Origin of the sequence: Paenarthrobacter sp. NPDC089988 (assembly GCF_044748465.1) — a bacterium.
Taxonomy (GTDB): Bacteria; Actinomycetota; Actinomycetes; order Actinomycetales; family Micrococcaceae; genus Arthrobacter.
This window is the reverse complement of the sequence record NZ_JBIVGD010000002.1, coordinates 261,978-282,541: the sequence shown is the minus strand read 5'-3', so window position 1 is coordinate 282,541 and position 20,564 is coordinate 261,978. Positions and strand designations below refer to the sequence as shown.

The 20,564-nt window shown below is 65.2% G+C and carries 20 protein-coding genes and 1 riboswitch; of the genes, 11 read left to right on the top strand and 9 right to left on the bottom strand.

Going from position 1 to position 20,564, the window contains the following annotated elements; genetic code table 11:
* Positions 1 to 68: 68 nt before the first annotated feature.
* Together hemG and hemE are read right to left on the bottom strand one after the other, a co-directional pair.
* Positions 69 to 1,523 (bottom strand): protoporphyrinogen oxidase, encoded by a 1,455-nt coding sequence (gene hemG, locus ACIPV6_RS04640; protein WP_400269744.1) that lies wholly within the window; start codon positions 1,521 to 1,523, stop codon positions 69 to 71.
* A gap of 5 nt (positions 1,524 to 1,528) precedes the next feature.
* The gene (gene hemE / locus ACIPV6_RS04635; RefSeq protein WP_400269743.1) at positions 1,529 to 2,644 is read right to left on the bottom strand and encodes a uroporphyrinogen decarboxylase; all 1,116 of its coding nucleotides are present in this window, start codon (positions 2,642 to 2,644) and stop codon (positions 1,529 to 1,531) included.
* 158 nt (positions 2,645 to 2,802) lie between these two features.
* Between hemE and ACIPV6_RS04630 the strand changes: the two genes are divergently transcribed.
* On the top strand, positions 2,803 to 4,125 hold the full coding sequence (locus ACIPV6_RS04630) for a glutamyl-tRNA reductase (protein WP_400269742.1): 1,323 nt from the start codon (positions 2,803 to 2,805) through the stop codon (positions 4,123 to 4,125).
* 134 nt (positions 4,126 to 4,259) lie between these two features.
* Here ACIPV6_RS04630 and moeB read toward each other — a convergent pair whose 3' ends face one another.
* Positions 4,260 to 5,459, bottom strand: a complete 1,200-nt coding sequence (moeB, locus tag ACIPV6_RS04625; protein ID WP_400269741.1) for a molybdopterin-synthase adenylyltransferase MoeB — start codon at positions 5,457 to 5,459, stop codon at positions 4,260 to 4,262.
* Positions 5,460 to 5,543: 84 nt separating this feature from the next.
* Here moeB and ACIPV6_RS04620 point away from each other — a divergent pair, with 84 nt between their 5' ends.
* The 3 genes from ACIPV6_RS04620 to ACIPV6_RS04610 are packed head-to-tail and all read left to right on the top strand — an operon-like array spanning position 5,544 to position 6,813.
* Entirely contained in the window at positions 5,544 to 6,200 is a 657-nt protein-coding gene (locus tag ACIPV6_RS04620; protein WP_400269740.1) for a TetR/AcrR family transcriptional regulator, read from the top strand.
* A 50-nt stretch (positions 6,201 to 6,250) separates the two neighbouring features.
* Positions 6,251 to 6,475, top strand: coding sequence for a DUF3107 domain-containing protein (locus ACIPV6_RS04615; RefSeq protein WP_400269739.1), 225 nt, complete (start codon positions 6,251 to 6,253; stop codon positions 6,473 to 6,475).
* A gap of 35 nt (positions 6,476 to 6,510) precedes the next feature.
* A complete protein-coding gene (locus tag ACIPV6_RS04610; RefSeq protein WP_400269738.1) occupies positions 6,511 to 6,813 on the top strand; it encodes a hypothetical protein in 303 nt (100 codons plus the stop codon).
* Positions 6,814 to 6,891: 78 nt separating this feature from the next.
* Here ACIPV6_RS04610 and ACIPV6_RS04605 read toward each other — a convergent pair whose 3' ends face one another.
* The 3 genes from ACIPV6_RS04605 to thiO form a co-directional block, all read right to left on the bottom strand.
* On the bottom strand, positions 6,892 to 7,689 hold the full coding sequence (locus ACIPV6_RS04605) for a thiazole synthase (RefSeq protein WP_400269737.1): 798 nt from the start codon (positions 7,687 to 7,689) through the stop codon (positions 6,892 to 6,894).
* Positions 7,690 to 7,692: 3 nt separating this feature from the next.
* Positions 7,693 to 7,929, bottom strand: coding sequence for a sulfur carrier protein ThiS (thiS, locus tag ACIPV6_RS04600; RefSeq protein ID WP_400269736.1), 237 nt, complete (start codon positions 7,927 to 7,929; stop codon positions 7,693 to 7,695).
* On the bottom strand, positions 7,926 to 9,188 hold the full coding sequence (gene thiO, locus ACIPV6_RS04595) for a glycine oxidase ThiO (RefSeq protein WP_400269735.1): 1,263 nt from the start codon (positions 9,186 to 9,188) through the stop codon (positions 7,926 to 7,928). Before thiO ends, thiS begins: the two co-directional genes overlap by 4 nt.
* A riboswitch (TPP riboswitch) is annotated at positions 9,181 to 9,300 on the bottom strand. (Overlaps the previous gene by 8 nt.)
* A gap of 27 nt (positions 9,301 to 9,327) precedes the next feature.
* Between thiO and thiE the strand changes: the two genes are divergently transcribed.
* Positions 9,328 to 9,993: a thiamine phosphate synthase gene (gene thiE, locus ACIPV6_RS04590; protein WP_400269734.1), complete on the top strand. Its 666-nt coding sequence runs from the start codon at positions 9,328 to 9,330 to the stop codon at positions 9,991 to 9,993.
* Here thiE and ACIPV6_RS04585 read toward each other — a convergent pair.
* Positions 9,990 to 10,658 (bottom strand): ferritin-like fold-containing protein, encoded by a 669-nt coding sequence (locus tag ACIPV6_RS04585; RefSeq protein WP_400269733.1) that lies wholly within the window; start codon positions 10,656 to 10,658, stop codon positions 9,990 to 9,992. The two genes, thiE and ACIPV6_RS04585, sit on opposite strands and share 4 nt — an antisense overlap.
* Before the next feature lie 41 nt (positions 10,659 to 10,699).
* Here ACIPV6_RS04585 and ACIPV6_RS04580 point away from each other — a divergent pair, with 41 nt between their 5' ends.
* The 3 genes from ACIPV6_RS04580 (at position 10,700) to ACIPV6_RS04570 (ending at position 15,079) form a co-directional block, all read left to right on the top strand.
* Positions 10,700 to 12,166: an RNB domain-containing ribonuclease gene (locus ACIPV6_RS04580; RefSeq protein ID WP_400269732.1), complete on the top strand. Its 1,467-nt coding sequence runs from the start codon at positions 10,700 to 10,702 to the stop codon at positions 12,164 to 12,166.
* Positions 12,167 to 12,443: 277 nt separating this feature from the next.
* Complete coding sequence (locus tag ACIPV6_RS04575; protein ID WP_400269731.1) at positions 12,444 to 14,147, top strand: DEAD/DEAH box helicase; 1,704 nt, start codon at positions 12,444 to 12,446, stop codon at positions 14,145 to 14,147.
* An 8-nt stretch (positions 14,148 to 14,155) separates the two neighbouring features.
* Complete coding sequence (locus tag ACIPV6_RS04570) at positions 14,156 to 15,079, top strand: DNA-methyltransferase (RefSeq protein ID WP_400269730.1); 924 nt, start codon at positions 14,156 to 14,158, stop codon at positions 15,077 to 15,079.
* Between the two features lie 56 nt (positions 15,080 to 15,135).
* Here the strand turns inward: ACIPV6_RS04570 and ACIPV6_RS04565 are convergent, their stop codons facing one another.
* Complete coding sequence (locus ACIPV6_RS04565; protein ID WP_400269729.1) at positions 15,136 to 15,981, bottom strand: PHP domain-containing protein; 846 nt, start codon at positions 15,979 to 15,981, stop codon at positions 15,136 to 15,138.
* A gap of 80 nt (positions 15,982 to 16,061) precedes the next feature.
* Between ACIPV6_RS04565 and ACIPV6_RS04560 the strand changes: the two genes are divergently transcribed.
* Positions 16,062 to 17,636: an aminopeptidase P family protein gene (locus ACIPV6_RS04560; RefSeq protein WP_400269728.1), complete on the top strand. Its 1,575-nt coding sequence runs from the start codon at positions 16,062 to 16,064 to the stop codon at positions 17,634 to 17,636.
* Between the two features lie 63 nt (positions 17,637 to 17,699).
* Here the strand turns inward: ACIPV6_RS04560 and ACIPV6_RS04555 are convergent, their stop codons facing one another.
* Complete coding sequence (locus tag ACIPV6_RS04555; protein ID WP_400269727.1) at positions 17,700 to 18,491, bottom strand: general stress protein; 792 nt, start codon at positions 18,489 to 18,491, stop codon at positions 17,700 to 17,702.
* A gap of 76 nt (positions 18,492 to 18,567) precedes the next feature.
* Between ACIPV6_RS04555 and ACIPV6_RS04550 the strand changes: the two genes are divergently transcribed.
* On the top strand, positions 18,568 to 19,851 hold the full coding sequence (locus ACIPV6_RS04550) for a magnesium transporter MgtE N-terminal domain-containing protein (RefSeq protein ID WP_400269726.1): 1,284 nt from the start codon (positions 18,568 to 18,570) through the stop codon (positions 19,849 to 19,851).
* Positions 19,832 to 20,560: a DUF1003 domain-containing protein gene (locus ACIPV6_RS04545; protein ID WP_400269725.1), complete on the top strand. Its 729-nt coding sequence runs from the start codon at positions 19,832 to 19,834 to the stop codon at positions 20,558 to 20,560. Before ACIPV6_RS04550 ends, ACIPV6_RS04545 begins: the two co-directional genes overlap by 20 nt.
* The last annotated feature ends 4 nt before the right edge of the window (positions 20,561 to 20,564 follow it).

The window sequence follows — 20,564 nt, the reverse complement described above, 5'->3', positions numbered from 1 at the left end:
CAAGTTTGCCCCGCGCGGGCCGCTAAGTCGAAACGGATTTGTTCTACAAGGCGTAGAAGTGACATAAATCACGTAACAGTGGGATCCTCGGCCCGCAGGGGCGCCACCTGCGCGCGCGTGTCCGCGACCACCGCGGCGAGGCCGTTGCCGGCCAGCCAGCCGCCAACCACAGTCAATCCGTCGGCCGAGCCAACCACTTTGCGCACCTGCGTTACGCGCTGTTTATGACCGACGGCGGCAAACGGCAGGGCGCCCGCCCAGCGCACCACATCCCAATCGAGGATGTCCGTCCGGGACACCGGAACCGTAAGAAGCGCTGAGGCATCCTCCAGGGCTGCCGACAACAGGACATCGTCGTCGAGCGCAGAATCCGGCACCCCTGAATCCTCCAGCCGGCCGTAAGAGAGACGCACCACGTGCGTTCCAGGGCCGGCCTCCTCGGCCAGCCAGTCCCATTTCGCCGTGGCATGGGTGAGGGCTTTCGCGCGGATTCCCGCGGTCTGCGGTGCCACCAGGATACCCGTGCCCCTTGGCCGTCCGTCCAGTTCCGGAAGGTCCACCACGAGCGTCACCAGGCTGACCAGCGGACCGGGCCCAGGGCGCAGGTCAGCCAGGCCGGGCAATGAATCCTCCAGCAGCCCGACGGCGGCAGGGCCATCGAGCGCGACCACCAGCCGATCGGCGTCGTACGCCTCCCCACCCGCGGTGACCTGCCAGCCGTGGGACGTCTTCCGGGCGGAGTCCACACGCTTGTCGGTGAGCAAGTCCACGCCGCGTTCCCGGAGGTCCTTGACCAGTGCGCCCACCAACGTGTGCATCCCACCGGCCAGGCCTCCGACGGCGGAACCAGCCTTGGCGGGCACGGAGCCCGTCCCGCGGGCGGCTTGGCGCTGGCTGGCCACGGCGGCGGCCAACGAACCCTGCTTCCGGAGTCCGGCACGCAAGCCCGGGGCCACCATGTCCACGTCCAGCAGCGCGGGGTCTGCAGAATGTACGCCGCCCACCACCGGCGCGACCAGCCTTTCGAGGACGGTCTTGCCCATGCGGGCACGGACCAGCTCCGAAACGCTGGTGACATCGGAAGAAGTTCCAACTGAGGCGGGAATCCACCGGTCAAGGGAGGCACGGAGTGCCCCTGCAAAGCCCAGGGAACGCCTTACCTCGGGATCCCACGGATTCGCGGGAATTCCCAGAACACCGGTCTTGGGGAGTTCACGGGCGCCCTCGGGCAGTTGCACCCAGGCTCCCCCGGGATGCGGAGCGACTATCCGCGATTCCAGGCCAAGCTCCCGCGCAAGATCCGCCACGGCCGTGGAGCGCGTGGCGAAGGACTCGGCTCCACTGTCCAACGAAAGGCCAGCCACCGTGTGCCCACCAACGCAGCCACCCCACGACCCCGTAGCTTCAAGGACGGTGACTGCAATGCCCGCCATGGCAAGCTCCCTCGCGGCCACCAGCCCTGAGATTCCGCCGCCAACCACGACGGCGGACGGGCCCTGGGATTCGGTGTGTCCCCCGCGCACGGGCCCTACTTGGCAGGGATGGAGTGGATGAGTTCCACCACCCGGGTCAGAACGGTGGGGTCGGTTTCGGGCGGAACACCGTGGCCCAGGTTCAGCACGTGGCCGGGCGCGTGCGAACCCGCCTCGATGACCTCGCGGACGTGGGCTTCCAGGATCTCCCACGGCGCAGAGAGAAGGGCAGGATCAATGTTGCCCTGCAAAGGGACCGTGCCACCGAGGCGGCGGTTGGCCTCGTCAAGCGGCAGGCGGTAGTCCACGCCAACCACGTCCACGCCGACGTCCCGCATGGCCACCAGGAGTTCCGATGTTCCGGTACCGAAGTGCACCAGCGGCGCACCCAGTCCCCGGACGTGGTCCAGCGCCCGGGCCGATGCCGGAGCGACGAACTTGGAATAATCGGCCAAGCCCAAGGAGCCGGCCCAGGAATCGAACAACTGTCCAGCGGAAGCGCCGGCCTCGAGCTGCGCCTGGAGGAACAGGCCAGAGGCATCGGCGGCCCAGCTCGCCAGGGCCTGCCACGTCTCAGGATCCGCGTGCATCATGGTCCGCGGGCCGAGGTGGTCGCGGGACGGGCGGCCTTCAACCATGTAGGCGGCAAGGGTGAACGGTGCGCCGGCAAAACCGATCAACGGGGTCTTGCCCAGTTCGGCGACGGTCAGGCGGACGGCTTGGCGGATGGGCTCCAGGGCCTCCCAGGTCAGCTCCGGGAGGGCCGCAACATCCTCGGCGGTCCGGACCGGCTTGTCCAGCACCGGCCCCACGCCGGGGACAATGTCCACGCCCACGCCGGCGAGCTTGAGCGGAATCACGATGTCCGAGAAGAAGATGCCGGCGTCCACGTCGTGGCGGCGGACGGGCTGCAGTGTGATCTCGGCGGCAAGTTCCGGCCGCAGGCACGAGTCCAGCATGGCCACACCTTCGCGGACCTTCAGGTACTCGGGCAGCGATCGGCCGGCTTGGCGCATGAACCACACCGGCCTGCGGGACGGCGTACCGCCGCGGTAGGCGGTGATGAGCGGCGAGTCCGAGGTACGGCCGTCATTCAACGGGTGCCCGGGGCCGAGCTTGCCCGCAGGGGCGTTGAGGGCCGTATTGTTGGATGCTGCCGCGCTAGAAGTCATGCCTTCGATTGTGCCGAAAATCCGGGGCAAAAGATAACGACAGGCTGTCACGTTGCAAGCGATGCGCCCCACAGTGGCGGGAGTCACCTGCGATGGTGTGGATCGCCACGGCGGTACATTGTTCTACCGGGCTACGAAAAAGCTATGATTGGGTTGCTGTGGTTCTTTTCTCATTGGTGGCTACACACGCCGACATCGATCTTGAGACCGTCGCTCAGTTGAGCAACGGTTCATCCGGTCTTGCCTCCGCTGCGCTCACCGGATCCCCCGTCGTGTCCGGCGCCGTAGTCCTGGCTACCTGCAACCGCTACGAGATTTACGGCGAAACCAGCCATGGGGCTGACGTCGAAGCCGCACGCTCGGCCCTCGTTTCGCAGATCAGCGAACTCAGTGGGCTCAACGAACAACTCGTCTCCCGTTCCTTCAGCACCCATGCCGGCCCCGACGTCACGCGCCACCTTTTCGCTGTGAGTGCGGGCCTTGACTCTGCCGTGGTGGGCGAGCGCGAGATCGCCGGGCAGGTCCGCCGCGCCCTGATCACCGCCCAGCAGGAAGGCACCGCAAGCTCAGGCCTTGTCCGGCTGTTCCAGGCCGCCTCCAAGACCGCCAAGGACGTCGGAGCACAGACTGCCCTTGGTTCGCGTGGGCTCTCGATCGTCTCCGTGGCCCTCGATCTCGCAACGGATCTTTCCGATACCGACGACTGGACAGCCAAGAAGGTGGTGGTCTTCGGTACCGGAGCCTACGCCGGCGCCACCATGTCCCTGCTTCGCGAACGTGGTTGTACAGACGTTTCGGTCTACTCATCCTCCGGCCGCGCCGAGGGCTTCGTGGCCACCCGGGGTGGAACAGCGCTCGACGCCGACACCCTCCCCGCTGCTGTCGCGGCGGCGGACGTCATGATCGGCTGCAGCGGCTCGGACACCCGGGTGGAGGCCGCCGACCTCGCCAAGGTCCGCGCCACGTCCGGCAAGACGTTGATCGCCATCGACCTGGCCCTCACCCATGACTTTGATCCCGCGGTGGGTGAACTCGACGGCGTGGAACTCCTGACGCTTGAATCGGTCCGTCTCGCAGCACCCCAGGAACAGGCCGAATCCCTGTCCCAGGCAAGCGCGATTGTCAGCGGAGCAGCCCGGGCTTTCGAAGCCGAACGTGAATCGCGCTCCATCGATTCGGCCATTGTCGCCCTGCGCCGCCACACCATGAATGTGCTCGACTCCGAAATGGAGAAGGTCCGGGCCCGTCACGGTTGCACAGCCGCAGCCGAGGAAGTGGAGTTCGCCCTGCGCCGGATGGTCAAGCAACTCCTCCACGTTCCCACGGTCCGCGCCCGCGAATTGGCCGCCAACGGCCAGCAGGACGAGTACGTGGCCGCACTGGAAGCCCTGTACGGCATCCAGGTGGAGCAGCCGCAGGCCGCACCGGCCGCGGCCGAGTGTCCCGTGGATCACCAGCAGCTGCGCTCCGAAAGCGCCTGAACGTTCCGAAAGCGCCTTAACAGGGTCCCGCCGCGACCGGGATGTCCGGATCAGGCCACCAAGTCTTCCTTGGGCAAGTGGCGTTGGAGTCCTGTCATAATTCCGCCCGGATGCACGGCGAACGCCCGCACCCCTCAGTAAACAGGCTTCTCCGGTTCGACGTCCCGGACCCAGGCAAGGATGCCGCCGTCAAGATGGCTGACGCGGTCGTACCCGGCCTTGCGGGCAGCCTCCAGGACTGTAGCGGAGCGTGTTCCTGCCTTGCAGTGGAACACGATGTCCCGGTTCTGCGGCAGGTCCACCCAGGCTTCGCCCGAGAGGATGCGGCCCTGCGGGATCAGTACGGCGCCGTCGATGTTGACGATGCTGTATTCGCCGGACTCCCTGACATCCACCAGGTCGAAGTCCCGCTCCCCTGCCGCACGCTCGGCCAGCATCTGCGCCAATTCCGTGGCCGTCACCGTGTGCGCCTGGTCAGTGGGTGCCGGAGGGGTGACACCGCAGAAAGCCTCGTAGTCGGTCAGTTCGGTGATCGGCTCGGCTTCCGGGTCCTTGGACACCTTGATCTCGCGCCAGCTGCCGCCCAGGGCGTCGAAGAGCGCGACGCGCCCAAGAAGCGAACGCCCGACGCCGGTAATCAGCTTGACTGCCTCGGTGACCATGAGCGAGCCAACGGCTGCACAGAGCATGCCGAAGACGCCGCCCTCACCGCAGGACGGCACGGAGCCCGCTGGCGGCGCTTCAGGGTACAGGTCGCGGTAGGTGGGGCCGTGCTCGCCCCAAAAGACGCTTACCTGTCCGTCGAACCGGAAAATGGAACCCCACACGTAGGGCTTGCCCAAGATCGCGGCTGCGTCATTAACGAGGTACCTGGTTGCGAAATTGTCCGCGCCATCCAGAATGAGGTCGTATTGCGCAAAGAGGTCCAACGCATTCGAGGAATCAAGGCGGTCATTGTGCAGCACCACCTTAACCAGCGGATTGAGCTCGGCAATGGCGTTGCGTGCCGATTCGATTTTGGGGATTCCAACGTCCTTGACTCCGTGGATCACCTGGCGTTGCAAATTGCTGAGGTCCACCACGTCGTCGTCGATAATCCCCAACGTACCGACGCCTGCCGCGGCCAAGTACAGCAGCGCCGGCGAACCGAGCCCTCCGGCGCCTATGACAAGAACTTTCGCATTCTTAAGCCTGCGTTGGCCCACGGCTCCAATTTCCGGAATGATGAGATGCCGGGAGTACCGTTCCACCTCGGCCGGCGACAGTCCGGCGGCAGGTTCAACGAGGGGCGGCAGGACCGCGGGCGCAGGGTGGGCAGCAAGAATTGAGGCCATACCCCAATGTATGCCTGCCGATGCCGCCCGGTCATATTACCCACCGGTACAGTGGTCATAACTGCAAAGGAAAGGCGGCAGACTGTGGCTGACGGCGCACGGGCAAACGATGGGGCACCAGCAAAGCAGGAACGGATTGGTTCACCGCGCTCAGCAAGGTTGCCGCGGGACGAACGCCGTGCGCAATTGCTCAACGCTGCCTTGGAAGTCTTCGTGTCCAACGGCTTCCACGGAGCGGCCATGGATGAGATCGCCGAGACTGCCCATGTAAGCAAGCCGGTGCTGTACCAGCACTTCCCGTCCAAGCGGGAGCTCTACATGGCGTTGCTGGACAGCCACTTGGCCGCCCTGACGGAACTGATGCTCACCGCGCTGAATTCCACCACGGACAACAAAGAGCGCGTCAAGGCCGTTATGCGCGCCTACTACAAGTTCATTGCGGACGACGACCAAGCGCACCGGCTGGTCTTCGAGTCGGACCTGATCAACGATCCCGATGTCAGTTCCCGCCTGGAAACATTCAATAAGACTTTTGCGGATGCCGTGGCCCATGTCATTGCCGAAGACACCAAGCTCCCCCCTCTTGAAGCCCAACTGCTGGGCCGTGGCCTGGCCGGAATGGCGCAGGTCAGCGCACGGTACTGGCTCGAAACTGACGGAAACCTGGACCTCGATGTGGCCAGCGATCTGATCTATCGTTTAGCTTGGCGCGGAATCAGTCGATTCCCCAAAGAGTCCTAGGCTACAAATAAAGGACTGACCTAATTCTTGATTGGCTTGGAGGCCTTGCTGTGGAAGTAAAGATCGGCATTCAGAACGTCGGCCGTGAAATTGTGCTCGAATCCGCATTGGATGCTGACGCCGTAGCCAAGCTTGTTGCGGACGCCCTCTCCAAGGGTTCGGAGTTGCGGTTGACGGACGACAAGGGCCGCCAGGTGATCGTTCCCGGCAACGTCCTGGGCTACGTCGAAATCGGCGCCGAAGAAGTCCGGCGCGTGGGCTTCGGCGCACTCTGACATTTTGCCCTGACTACTGCCGCTAAGGAGTCCCCATGCTTTCACTCGTCGTTGTTGCGTTTGCGACTGTCGCCACCGGTTTCCTGGTGTGGGCAAATGACAAACGGCACGGCAAGTACGGCATTGCCCTGCCGGCCGGAGTGTCGTTGGGCATCGGCGCACTGGCCTGGGTGGCTTTCATCGCGGCCGGCCTGGGCTACCAGCCTGGGCTGACGTGGATTCCCTATGTGCTGCCCATCGTGCTGGGTACAGCTGCTGCGGCAGGCGCCGTGGTCTACCTGGGCCGTACGCGCACCTCGCGGGATACTACGGCCCTGACCAAGGCCCTGCGCCTCTAGGCAATTCCCGGACAAAACCGGGTGCTTAAACAGCTGTGGCCACCGCCCCAAAGGGTGGTGGCCACAGCTGTTTAAGTGTCAGAGGAACTCTGCGCGGCCCTCCATGGCCGATGACGCCAGGGCGTGCTCCCGGCGTGGAATCCGTCCGGCCTGACGGGCGAACCGGCCAGACAGCACGGCGTGTTTGAAAGCCTCGCCCATCAGGGCCGGGTTCTGGGCCCGGGTCACAGCGGTGGCCAGGAGGACAGCGTCACACCCCAGCTCCATGGCAAGCGCCGCGTCGGAGGCCGTGCCGATACCCGCGTCCAGGACCACCGGAACAGAAGCGCGGGAGACGATGACCTCGATATTGTGCGGATTGAGGATACCCAGGCCCGTTCCGATCGGCGCGCCGAGCGGCATGACGGCAGTGGCGCCAAGGTTCTCCAGGCGCAGGGCCAACACGGGATCGTCGTTGGTGTACGCGAACACCTTGAAGCCCCGGTTCACCAATTGTTCCGTGGCCTCCACGAGCTCCACCGCGTCAGGAAGAAGGGTGTGTTCGTCCGCGATGACCTCGAGCTTGACCCAGTCGGTCTCCAGCGCCTCTCGGGCCAGTTCAGCGGTCAGCACGGCGTCCTTGGCCGTGAAGCAGCCTGCGGTGTTGGGCAGCACGCGGATGCTGTTGTCCACCAGGAGTTGGAAGAGTGAACCGGCCTCTGCCGGAGAGTAGCGCCGCATGGCCACGGTGGTCAGTTCCGTCCCGGAGGCCAGGAGTGCGGCTCCGAGGCCTTCGAGGCTGGGGGCGCCTCCCGTTCCCATGATGAGGCGGGACGTCAGTTCAACACCGTCAATGACCAAGGGGTCAATCCGGGTTTCGATGCTTGTTGTGGTCATGGTTCAGCCTCCTTGGACTGCGGTAACGAGTTCCAGCTCATCGCCTTCGGCGAGGTCCGTTGCGGCCCACTGGCTGCGCGGCACTACTTCGGAGTTGCGTGCGACGGCGACACCCAGCTTGCCGCCGTCGGCCGCCTGTCCGCGGTGGTCCAGTGCGCGGCCGGTGACGGACGTGACAAGGGTGCTGACGGAGGCCCCGTCCACTACTGAGTGGTCTGCCCCGTTGAGTTTGATGTTCATGCTGATTCCTTGGTGAATGGTCCTGTGTGCGCGGAGGAGGTATTGATGGCGGGTGCACTTCCCGGCGGCCCAAAGCGGTCCGGCCTGAAGCGCACCCACCGGGGATCGGCGGAGCCCGTTATCAAGCCGCCCACGATGGCCGCGGCTGCGGGCGTCAGGAGAACTCCGTGCCGGAAGAAGCCCGTGGCGACAATGAGGCCCTGGACCTCTCCGCCGGTGCCGGCCACCCGTCCCAGCAACGGTGCATTGTCCGGAGTTCCCGGCCTGGCGCGGGCTGTCGCTTCGAGGAGTTCCAGTTCTGCGACGGCGGGCACCAGGACCTGGGCATCGCGCAGGAGTTGGTAGACGCCCCCGGCCGAGACGGCGTTGGAACTGGCAGACAATCCGTCTTCGCGTTGGGTGGCCCCGATTACCACGGTCCCGTCCTCCCTGGGAACGATGTAGACCGGCACACCCCGCACCATTCCGCGGATGGTGCAAGTGACAAGGGGCTGCAGGGACTCCGGGACGCGGAGCCTGAGGATGTCCCCGTAGACGGGCCTCAACGGGAGATGGAGTTGCTCCGGGAGGCTGTTGACGGTTGCAGCGTCCAGGCCATTGGCAAGGACTGTTTCCCTGGCCAGGACCCGCCCACCGCTGCTGGTTTCAACGCCGGCTACGCGTCCATCCTCCCAGAGCAGGCGGACGGCCGCTTCCCGAAGGTGGAAGCCATCGCCGGCCCCCTCGATCCAACTGGTATCGGTGGGACGGTGGGCAGCCAAACCTGCCAGGAGGCACGTTGCGAGCTTGCGGGGATCCACCTGGTGGTCGGCCGGAATGTGGAACGCGCAGGAAATTTGGGGACTCAACAATGGCTCGCGCGCACGGGCGTCCCGCAGCAGGAGTGGTTCCACCTGGAGGCCCTCGGCCACCTGGACAGCCCGGAGGTCCGCGAGCGCACGGCGGTCGGCGGCGTCGGCACCCACGGCGAGGGTCGCCGTCGTGCGGTATCCGGCGGCTTCCCTCGACCCGGCGAGGCCGTCCACGAAAGCAGGCCAGCGCCGCGACGATTCCAGCATGAGTTCCAGGAGGTCTTCCTCCTGGTAGTGGAGCTCGCTGACGGGCGCCAACATGCCGGCGGCGGCAAAGGTTGCTCCACTTGCCGGTGCCGGATCGATGAGGACCACTGAACGGCCCAGGCGTCGCGCCTCGTGCGCGATTCCGAGTCCAATGACGCCGCCCCCGATGACGGCGACATCTGCGTGAATGGCTTCTGCCATGGATTCCCTTCCCTACGCCGGTACTAGCCGGATCAGGTCAAGCGGTCGGCGCTGAAGCCCTCTCAGCCGGACGGTCATAAAGACGATCGTCGCGGCTCCCGCAGTACGTGCCCAGTTTAGAGGAACTACTCTGGTTTGCATGACCCAGCCTGATCTCCTTTCCCCTGCCCGCCTGTATTTGTGCACCGACGCCCGCCGGCGGCAGGACGATTTCGAAGACTTTGTGGACGCCGCGTTCGAGGGCGGAGTGGATATTATCCAGCTCCGCGACAAGACGCTCGAGGCTGCCGAAGAATTGGAACTGCTGGAGGTCCTGAACAAGGTTGCCAGCCGCCACGGACGCCTCTGGGCCGTCAACGACCGTGCCGATGTTGCCCGTATTTCCGGGGCTCCGGTGTTCCACATCGGCCAAAAGGACATCCCTTTAAGGGCGGCCCGTGAGCTGCTCCCGGAGGGGGAAACAATCGGCCTTTCCACCCACTCGCCTGGGCAGGTGGACGCGGCAGTGGCCGCTTCCCGGGGCACTGGTGGCCTGGACTACTTCTGCGTAGGCCCGCTCTGGGCGACGCCCACAAAACCGGGCCGCGCTGCTGTGGGGCTGGACTTGGTCACATATGCTGCGGAGGCCGTAAAGCAGGCCGGGGTGGACCTGCCCTGGTTCGCCATTGGTGGGGTGGACCTTGGAAACGTGGAACAAGTAGTTGCCGCCGGCGCCAGCCGCATCGTGGTGGTTCGCGCCATCACCGAGGCGGCGGACCCGACGGCGGCCGCGCGGGCACTGCTTGCGGCGCTCGACGCGGCCTAGGCCGTCAGCCCAAGCCCCGTCATGCGGCGCCGGTGCCGTTCGGCCAACTCGGCGGTGAGCTGATGGACTGCGGCCCGGGATCCGCGTCCATCGCGCAGCAGTGGTCCCAGATCCGGGTGTTCCAGGCCCACCCGCTGGGCCTGGGTGAGGGCCTCCCCCACAATCCTGCGGCCCCAGAGCGAAAGCCGCGAAGCCAGCCGGGGGTCATCCCGCAGTGCCCGGCGCAGCAGGATCCGCAGGGCCTCCGTAGCCTGGTCGGCCGAGCAGACCTGCTGGACGAAATGCTGGATCCCGGAATCGAGGAACCCGGCGACGGTTCGGTAAAAGTCGGCCGAGACGGTGTCTATGACATAAGCCTTCGTCACCGACTCGAACCAGTCTCCGGGTGGGGTCCGCTCGTGGAAGTGGTCGAAGGAACCCTGGAACGGAAGCATGGCGTCCTCTGGATCGTTCCCCATTTCGGTGAGCCGGCCACTGATCACGGCGTAGTTTCCGAAGGCGCCAACAGCGATCTTGGCCAGCATGGCCCGTTCGCGAAGCGTGGGTGCCATGCGGGAGTCGGAGGACAACCGGCCAAAGGCGGACAACTCCCCGTAGGCCATGGCACCCAGCAGCCCGGCGGCGAACTGTCCCGGGGAGTCGTTGCGGCCTGTGGAGGTGCCCATGTTCCAAGACTATCCGTCGAATTCGGGCTAGTCTGACTTTCGTGTCACATCATCGGATAGCGCCCAACGTCGACGATTCTTCCGACCAGCTCGCGGAGTCCTTGGCCGCGCTCAGGACCGAGCTGGAACTGCCCGCGGAGTACCCCGACGAAGCGCTGGCGGAGGCACGCGCGGCCGTTGAACACCATCAACTCCCCGCCCGGGACTTGCTCGACGTTCCCTTTGTCACCATTGATCCCGCCACCTCCACCGACTTGGACCAGGCCCTTTTCATCGACCGTGCAGGCGAGGGCTACAAAGTCCTTTACGCCATTGCGGATGTCCCCTCCTTTGTTGTTCCCGATGGAGCCTTGGACGCCGAAACCAGGCAGCGCGGCCAGACCTACTACGCTCCCGACGGCCGGATTCCCCTGCACCCGGAGGTGATCAGCGAGCATGCCGGCAGCCTGTTGGCAGGGCAGGATTGCGGGGCGTTCGTGTGGGACTTCGACCTCGATGCGAACGCGGACGTCGCATCCGTCTCCGTCGCGCGCGCCACGGTCCGGAGCCGCGCGAAACTGAGCTACAAGGGCGCCCAGGAGCAGATCGATTCCGGCTCGGCCCTTCCGGTGCTCCAACTGCTGAAGGAGGTCGGGCTGAAACGCGTGGAGCTGGAACGCAAGCGTGGTGGTGCCAGCCTCAACATGCCCGAGCAGGAGATCATCCAGGCAACAGGCGGCGGCGGGTACCGGATTGTGGCTGCCCCTTCGCTTCCCGTGGAGGATTGGAACGCCCAGATCTCCCTCATGACGGGCATGGCCGCGGCCCGCATGATGCTCGACGGCAAAGTGGGGATCCTGCGCACCATGCCCGCACCGGACGAGCGCTCCTTGCTGCATTTCAAGCGTCAAACGCAGGCCCTGGGCAAACCGTGGGACGGGGACATCACCTACGGGGAGTACCTGCGGACCCTCGATGCTTCCGATCCCAAGCAACTGGCCATCCTGCACTCGGCAGGCACGCTGTTCCGGGGCGCCGGGTACACACCTTTCGACGGCGAGGTCCCGGAGGACGTCATCCAATCGGCCATCGGGGCGCCGTATGCACACACCACCGCTCCGCTTCGCCGCCTGATCGACCGCTTTGTCCTGGTGATCTGCGAAGCGCTGAGCGGCGGGCACGCTATCCCGCAATGGGCCCGCGAAGCACTGCCGACGCTCCCGGAGATCATGGCGTCCTCGGACCAACTGGCCGGAAAACTGGAACGCCTGGCCCTGGACACGGTGGAGGCCGCCCTGGTGGCCAACCACATCGGCGAAGAATTCGGTGCCGTGGTGATCTCCGGGTCCAAACCATCCAACGGAAACGGCAACGGGAACGGCAACGGACCCTACGGCACCATCCAAATCCAGGAACCGGCCATCACGGCCCGCTGCGACGGTGAGCTTGAGTCCGGCACCCAGGTCCGGGTGAGGCTGGTGAAGGCCGATATTGCCACCAGGGAGATCCGTTTCGCCCTCGTCGAGTGACGCCGCCTCGGTGCCGATCCAGGGTTTGGGGCGGACAGAGGATAGACTTGGCATGTAGTAATGGATGCCCGGTCGTTGATTCAGTTAATTTTTGAACTCAACAAGCCCGCCCCTACGCGATCTTGAGATGTGCCCGCTGGTCACCAGTGCCAGTACTTAGATAGCCCGCGATCGGCTTCCACTGGAATTGCTTGCGCGCCCGTTCGTGCTCCGGTACGGCTTCGCCGCCGCCGTTGAGCATGCAGCGCCAATGCCCAAATGAATAAGGAAACTCCCTGTGAGTGAATTGCACACCCATGAAGTCCTGACGGACTCCACCGGAACCGAATCAATCGAACCCGAGGAAACGATCACCTCGGACGAGACGCCCCACGAGATCGAAGAAAAATCGTTCGCCGACTTCAATGTGCGCGCGGACATTGTGGAGTCCCTCGCCGACGCCGGGATTACCCACCCCTTCCCCATCCAGGCCATGACGCTCCCCGTGGCGCTGGGTGGCCACGACATCATCGGCCAGGCCAAGACCGGTACGGGCAAGACCCTCGGCTTCGGCATCCCGGTCCTGCAGCGGATCGAAGGCCAGGACGATCCCGGATACGCCAAGCTGGCAGTTCCGGGGGCACCCCAGGCCTTGGTGATCGTGCCGACGCGTGAACTCGCAGTCCAGGTGGCCAACGACCTCCAGACCGCTTCCCGGAAGCGCAACGCCCGGATCGCCACCATCTATGGCGGCCGTGCCTATGAGCCCCAGATCGAAGCCTTGCAGAAGGGCGTCGAGGTCATCGTTGGAACCCCCGGCCGCCTGATCGACCTCTACAAGCAGCGCCACCTCAGCCTGAAGAACGTCAAGATGGTGGTCCTGGACGAGGCCGACGAGATGCTGGACCTCGGCTTCCTGCCGGACGTTGAAACGCTCATTGCCGGCACTCCGGCCGTACGCCAGACCCTGCTGTTCTCCGCAACGATGCCTGGCCCCGTCATCGCCATGGCGCGCCGCTACATGACGCAGCCGACGCACATCCGGGCAGCGGACCCCAACGATGAGGGCCTGACCAAGCGGGACATCCGCCAACTCATCTACCGTGCGCACAGCATGGACAAGACCGAGGTGGTAGCCCGCATCCTCCAGGCCAAGGGACGCGGCCGCACGGTCATTTTCACCAAGACCAAGCGCACCGCCGCAAAGGTGGCCGAGGAACTCGTCGACCGCGGTTTCGCCGCCGCCGCCATCCACGGTGACCTCGGACAGGGTGCCCGCGAACAGGCACTGCGCGCCTTCCGCAACAACAAGGTGGACGTACTCGTGGCAACAGACGTTGCCGCCCGTGGCATTGACGTGGAAGACGTTACCCACGTGATCAACTACCAGTGCGTCGAAGACGAGAAGATCTACCTCCACCGCGTTGGCCGCACCGGCCGCGCAGGCAACAAGGGCACCGCCGTGACCTTCGTGGATTGGGATGACGTACCCCGCTGGGCACTGATCAACAAGGCGCTGGGACTCAATGTTCCCGAGCCGGTGGAAACCTACTCCTCCTCGCCTCACCTGTACACGGACCTGGACATTCCCGAGGGCACCAAGGGCCGTTTGCCCCGCGCCAAGCGGACGCTCGCCGGCGTCGACGCTGAAGTCCTTGAGGACCTCGGCGAAACCGGCAAGAAGAATTCCCGTTCCCGCGGCCAAGGCCGCGATGGTGGCCGGAACCGCAGCCGCTCAGGCAAGTCGGGCGAGGGCAAGTCCGGCGAAGGCAAGTCCGGCGATGCCGCGTCTGCCGAAACCAAGGGCGAGGGCGGACGCAACCGCACCCGCCGCCGTCGTACATCAAACGGCGAGGTGTCCACCAGCGCCCCGGCAGGCAACGAAACAGACGGCACCTCGGAGAAGCCCGCACGGACGCGCCGTCCACGCACGCGCCGCCGCAACGGCGAAGTGGTGTCCGGCGACGCGTCCGGCACCGCGCCGGCCAACGCCGAGGCCTGACACGGCAGATGGCTGGAACTGTTTGGGCGCCGGACGGCAGCAACCTGGTGGTGCACGCGGATAACGCGGACTTCCTCCCCACGCTGCCGGACGGCGCCTTCACGCTTATCTACGTGGACCCGCCGTTCAACACCGGAAGGGTGCAGCGCCGCCAGGAAACCCGCATGGTCCGCAACGCCGACGGCGACGGCGACCGGGTGGGCTTCAAAGGCCGCTCCTACGACACCATCAAGGGTGCCCTGCACAGCTACGACGACGCCTTCAGCGACTACTGGTCCTTCCTGGAACCCAAGCTCGTGGAGGCGTGGCGGCTCCTTGCCGATGACGGCACGCTGTACCTGCACCTGGACTACCGTGAGGTGCACTACGCCAAGGTGATGCTGGATGCGATCTTCGGCCGCGAATGCTTCCTGAACGAAATCATTTGGGCCTACGATTACGGCGCACGGGCCAAGAACCGCTGGCCAACCAAGCACGACAACATCCTGGTGTACGTCAAGAACCCAACGAGATACCACTTCGACAACGAAGAAGTGGACCGTGAGCCGTACATGGCTCCGGGGCTGGTCACCCCGGCAAAGCGCGAGCGCGGCAAGCTTCCCACCGACGTCTGGTGGCACACCATCGTGTCCCCCACCGGCCGCGAAAAGACCGGTTATCCCACCCAGAAGCCCGAGGGCCTGGTCCGCCGCGTGGTGGCCGCCTCCAGCCGCAAGGGTGACTGGTGCCTGGACTTTTTTGCCGGCTCCGGAACCCTTGGCGCCGTAGCTGCCAAGATGGGGCGCAAGTTTGTGTGCGTGGACCAGAACGAGCAGGCGATCGAGGTCATGCGCAAGCGCCTGGGCAGCAAGGCGCTGTTTCCTGAGGACTCAGGCGGTTCCCTCGACGAAGGCCTGCACAGCGTCGGCGATCATCTGCACGGCAATGGCTGACAACAGCGGACCGGCAATCCGCGTGACCACCACGGGCGCAGGCAACCAACGGTCCGTCAGCGGACCACCGCGCAGCCCGTGGCCAGCTCCTCGATCCGTGCCAGTACGCCCGGGTCCGTGACATTCTCGCCCAACAGGTTCGGTTTGCCCGTGCCGTGGTAGTCGGAGGAACCCGTAATGAGCAGGTCATGCCGTGCCGCCAGCCGGCGGAGGAAGGCCCGCCCCTCTTCCGGGTTGTCCCGGTGGTCGATCTCGAGGCCCAGCAGCCCGGCGTCGATCATTTCCCGGTATGTCTGTTCCCCTACGATGCGGCCGCGTGCCGCCGCTACGGGATGCGCAAAGACAGGAACGCCGCCTGCCGCCCTGACGAGTTCGACGGCGATGGCCGGGTCGGGTGCGTAGTGCTGGACGAAGTAGCGCGAGTGCGAGGTGAGGATGGAAGCGAAGGCTTCCGAGCGGTCTGCCACCACACCGGCGGCCACCAGGGCGTCGGCGATATGCGGACGGCCCACAGTGGCTCCCGGTGCCACGTGGTGGATCACGTCGTCCCACGTGAGCGGATAGTCCTCGGACAACAACGTCACCATGCGCTCGGCACGGGTGAGCCTCGCATCGCGGGACTTGTTGATCTCCTCCAGGAGACCGGGATGTACGGGATCGTGCAAGTAGCTCAGCAAGTGCACGCTGATGCCCAGTTCAGTCCGGCACGAGATCTCCATGCCGGGAACGAACGCCACACCCTTCGCCCGGGCCGCGGCCGCCGCCTGCGCCCAGCCGTCGGTGGAGTCGTGGTCCGTCAACGCCACCGCGTCGAGGCCCGCCTCCGCGGCCGATTCCATGACCCCGGCCGGAGTCTCTGTTCCGTCTGAAACATTCGAGTGTGCATGCAGGTCTATCCTCACTTTCCCAGCCTATGGGATGCGGGCTTGCTTGGCCGGTTGCGCCGTTGGCCTCCTCACGGAACTGGTGGGACGATGTAACGGTGAACGATGCCGAAAACACCCAGAACTCTGTGTCCCAGCCGTTGCAGGAGCGCGTCAACAACCGCTCCCAGCGGCCCACTTCCGATGCCTTCAAGGCGTTCATGGCCAGCAACTGGGCACCCGCCCCGCAGGTGACCCCTGCGCGCGACGCCGTTGCCGACCACGCCGCGCGCCGCCGTCGTGCCATTTCCGAACTGTTCAAGGGCGAACGGCTCGTAGTCCCGGCCGGACCATTGAAGGTCCGCTCCAACGACTGCGATTACCGCTTCCGCCCGCACTCCGGATTCGCGCACCTTACCGGCCTTGGCCTGGACCACGAGCCGGACGCCGTCCTGATCCTTGAGCCGGTGGCCGAGGGCAAGGGCGACGACGGCGGACACCACACTGCCACGCTCTACTTCCGTCCGCTCGCCGGCCGGGACACCGAACAGTTCTACGCCGACTCACGCGCGGGCGAGTTCTGGATTGGAGCCCGTCCCACCCTGGCCGAGTTCCAGGCACGTCTCGGCCTGCCCACGGCCCATATCTCCGAACTGGAAGTGGCCATCACCAAGAACGTCGGCGCACCCGAAATCGGCGGCATCTCCATCCGGCTGGTCCGCAAGGTGGATGAGAACATCGACGCCCTGGTGGACACCGCACGCTACAACACCGCCAAGGATCCGGAGAACCTGGACCTGGGCGAACTCGATGCCCTGGACGAGAAGCTCAGCGAAGCCCTCTCCGAACTCCGCTTGATCAAGGACGAGTGGGAGATCGGCCAGATGCGGATCGCTGTGGCCGCTACGGTTGAGGGCTTTACCGACGTCGTCCGGGCCCTCCCCCGCGCGTTGACCCACAAGCGCGGCGAACGCGTGGTGGAAGGCGCCTTTTTTGCCCGCGCCCGCGAAGAAGGCAACGAACTCGGCTACGACACCATCGCCGCGTCAGGCAACAACGCAACAGTCCTGCACTGGAACCGCAATACCGGAACGGTCGACGCCGGGGACCTCCTCCTGCTCGACGCCGGCGTGGAGGCCGATTCCCTCTACACCGCCGATGTCACGCGTACCTTGCCGGCCAACGGCACATTCTCCGACATCCAGCGCAAGGTCTATGAAGCCGTGCTCGACGCCGCCGATGCCGGCTTCGCGGCAGCCCGGCCGGGTGTGAAGTTCCGTGAGATCCACACGGCGGCCACCACGGTACTGGCCGAGCGGCTCGCTGAGTGGGGCCTGCTGCCCGTATCGGTCGAAGAGGCCATTAGCCCCGAGGGCCAGCAGCACCGACGGTGGATGCCGCACGGCACCAGCCACCACCTCGGCCTGGATGTCCACGACTGCGCCCAGGCCAAGCGAGAACTCTACCTGGACGGCGTGCTGGCCGAAGGCATGGTGTTCACCATTGAACCGGGCCTGTACTTCAAGGAAGAGGACCTGGCCATCCCTGCCGAATACCGCGGCATCGGCGTCCGGATCGAGGACGACATCCTCATGACTGCAGATGGTCCCGTGAACCTGAGCGCCGCGCTGCCCCGCAAGGCCGACGACGTCGAGTCCTGGATGGCCGGTATCTACCAGGAGACCGAAAGCTAGGAACACCACCACACACAAGGAAGGCCACCGGAAATCCGGTGGCCTTCCTTGTGTGCTTGGCTGCTACTGCTTGGCGGAATCGCCATTGCCGTTCTGTTGCCCGCCTTGTTCCGGCGCGTTCTGCCCCTCCGTGACACGGACGCCGTACTGCGGACGGCCGTCGGGAAGGTCCGGGTAGCGCATGGGTGAAGGCGCAGGGTTCTGCGCGGATTGGGCAGGGCGGGGTTCCGGTTCGCCTGGCTGCGGCGCACGCTGGCCATAGGGATCGTTCCAGGTGGACGGACGCTCGGGCTCCTGCCCGGGCTGCTGGAACGGAGTGTTCTGGGGGTTGTAGTTGCGGGCCTGCCCGGTGGCCGCCTGTGACGGGTTCATGGGCAGCTGTTGGAGGAGGCGCCGAGCCTCGTGGGCCGCTTCGAAGGCGACGATCACGTCATAGTTGGTGGCCACCACCTGGCTGGTTGAGGTGAAGTCGCGCTTTCCGCGTTGCGTGGCGTAGGTGACGATGCCGAACAACATGAAGAAAGCCGCACCCATCAGTACCGAGGTGATGATGGAGAACGGACCGCCCGCAGGCGTAAAGAAAGAGAGCATGACGCCAACGAACAAGCCAAACCACATGCCGCTCAAAGCACCCGAGAGCGCAACCCTGGGGTAGCTCAGGCGGCCGGTGACCCGCTCCACCATTTTGAGGTCGTTGCCAACAATGGACACCAGCTGCACAGGGAACTGCTGGTCGGCCAGATAGTCCACCGCCTTCTGGGCATCCAGGTAGGAGGTGTATGAGCCCACAGTGTCTCCTTGGGGGACGCTCCGGGATTCCTCAACGGCTTTTGGACCACCAAAAATGTTTGACATAGCCCCATTGTGTCGCATGGACATGTGTGGAGGCTGGAATTCAGCTAAAAGAGAGCAGACTCGGTAGCCTGTAAACATGAGCACACATCCCTCACGCGTCTTTGTCGCGCGCCTGCTCGGTTTGGACGTCTTCGACCCCTTGGGCGACCGTCTGGGCCGATTGCGTGATGTGGTCGTGCTCGCGAGGGGAACACGTGGAGCACCCCACGTGGTGGGCATCGTGGTTGAAGTTCCGGGCAAGAAGCGCGTTTTCGTGCCCATGACCCGCATTACCTCGATCGACCAGACCCAGATCATCTGCACGGGCCTGGTGAACCTTCGCCGGTTCGAGCAACGCGGCGCGGAGACCTTGGTGGTGGCGGAAATGTTCGACCGCCGCGTGACCTTGGCCGATGGCAGCGGCGACGCCACCATCGAGGACATCGCCATGGACCAGCACCGCTCCAAGGACTGGTTCGTGAGCAAGCTCTTCGTCCGCCGCGGGCACTCGCTGTCCCCGTTGAGCCGGTTGCGCCGCAATGAAACCCTCATCATCGACTGGGCCGACGCACAAACGGGCGCCCGCAACGAACCCCAGGCTGCAACCCAGTTCGTTGCCACGCACGAGGACCTCAAGCCGGCCGACTTCGCCGAAGCGCTGCAGGAAATGAGCGACAAGCGCCGCTTCGAGGTAGCCAGCGAACTGCAGGACGAACGCCTGGCAGACGTCCTCCAGGAACTCCCCGAAGACGACCAGGTGGAGATCCTTTCCGCCCTGGACGTTGAGCGTGCCGCCGACGTCCTGGAAGAAATGGACCCGGACGACGCCGCGGACCTCTTGGCCGAGCTTCCCTCAGCGCAGGCCGAGGAACTGCTTCAGCTCATGGAGCCCCAGGAAGCCGAGGACGTCCGCCGCCTCCTGGAATACGACGAGGACACCGCCGGTGGCCTGATGACGCCCGTTCCGGTGATCCTTCCACCTGAGGCAACGGTGGCTGAAGCCCTGGCGCACGTCCGCCGCGAGGAACTCTCACCCGCCCTGGCTTCCTCCATCTTCATTGCCCGTCCGCCGCTGGAGACGCCCACGGGCCGTTTCCTTGGCGTCGTGCACATCCAGCAACTCCTGCGATTCCCTCCCCCTGAGCCCCTGGGCAACCTGGTGGACAAGAACCTGGAACCGCTCTCGGACCAGGCCCACATCAGCGAAGTAGCCCGGACCCTGGCCACGTACAACCTCAACTCGCTTCCCGTCGTCGACGACGACGGCCGTCTTGTGGGGGCGGTGACTGTTGATGACGTGCTGGATCACCTGTTGCCGGATGACTGGCGCGCCCACGAGGACGACGCCCCTATAAGGAAACTTGGAGGCCGCATTGGCTGATAACAACGCCACCCGTTCAACCAAGTCTTCGGGACGTTCGGAAAGCAGCCTGGACACACCCCTGAGCGGCCGTCAGCGTATCCTGCCGAAGTTCTCACCCAACCCGGATGCGTTCGGCAACGCAACGGAGGGTTTCGCCCGTTTCATGGGAACGCCGCAGTTCCTGGTCTACATGACCATCTTCTGTGTGTTTTGGCTGGCCTGGAACACGTTCGCACCCACGGACTGGCAGTTCGACCGCATGGAGCTGGGCTTCACGCTGCTGACCTTGATGCTTTCCCTGCAGGCCTCATATGCAGCTCCCCTGTTGCTCCTCGCCCAGAACCGGCAGGATGACCGGGACCGCGTCTCGCTGCAGCAGGACCGCCAACGCGCAGAACGCAACCTCTCCGACACCGAGTACCTCACCCGCGAACTCGCTTCGTTGCGCATCGCGCTGCGCGAGGTAGCCACGCGTGACTACGTCCGCGCCGAGCTCCGCAGCCTCCTCGAGGACATCATCGACGCCCAGGAAGAGCTGCGGGAAGGCGAAGCGGTCGCGGAGGACGGCGAGTCGCCTCGCGAACGGGTCAAAGAGAAACTGAAGGAAAAGCGTGACAAGTCGCGCGGACCCAGGACCCAGCAAATCCCCAAGGTCCGCCCGCAACGGAGCGGCCCGCAGCACTCCAGCAGCAAGTCAGCACCTGAACACCCCGAAAGCCGAGCCTGACCCC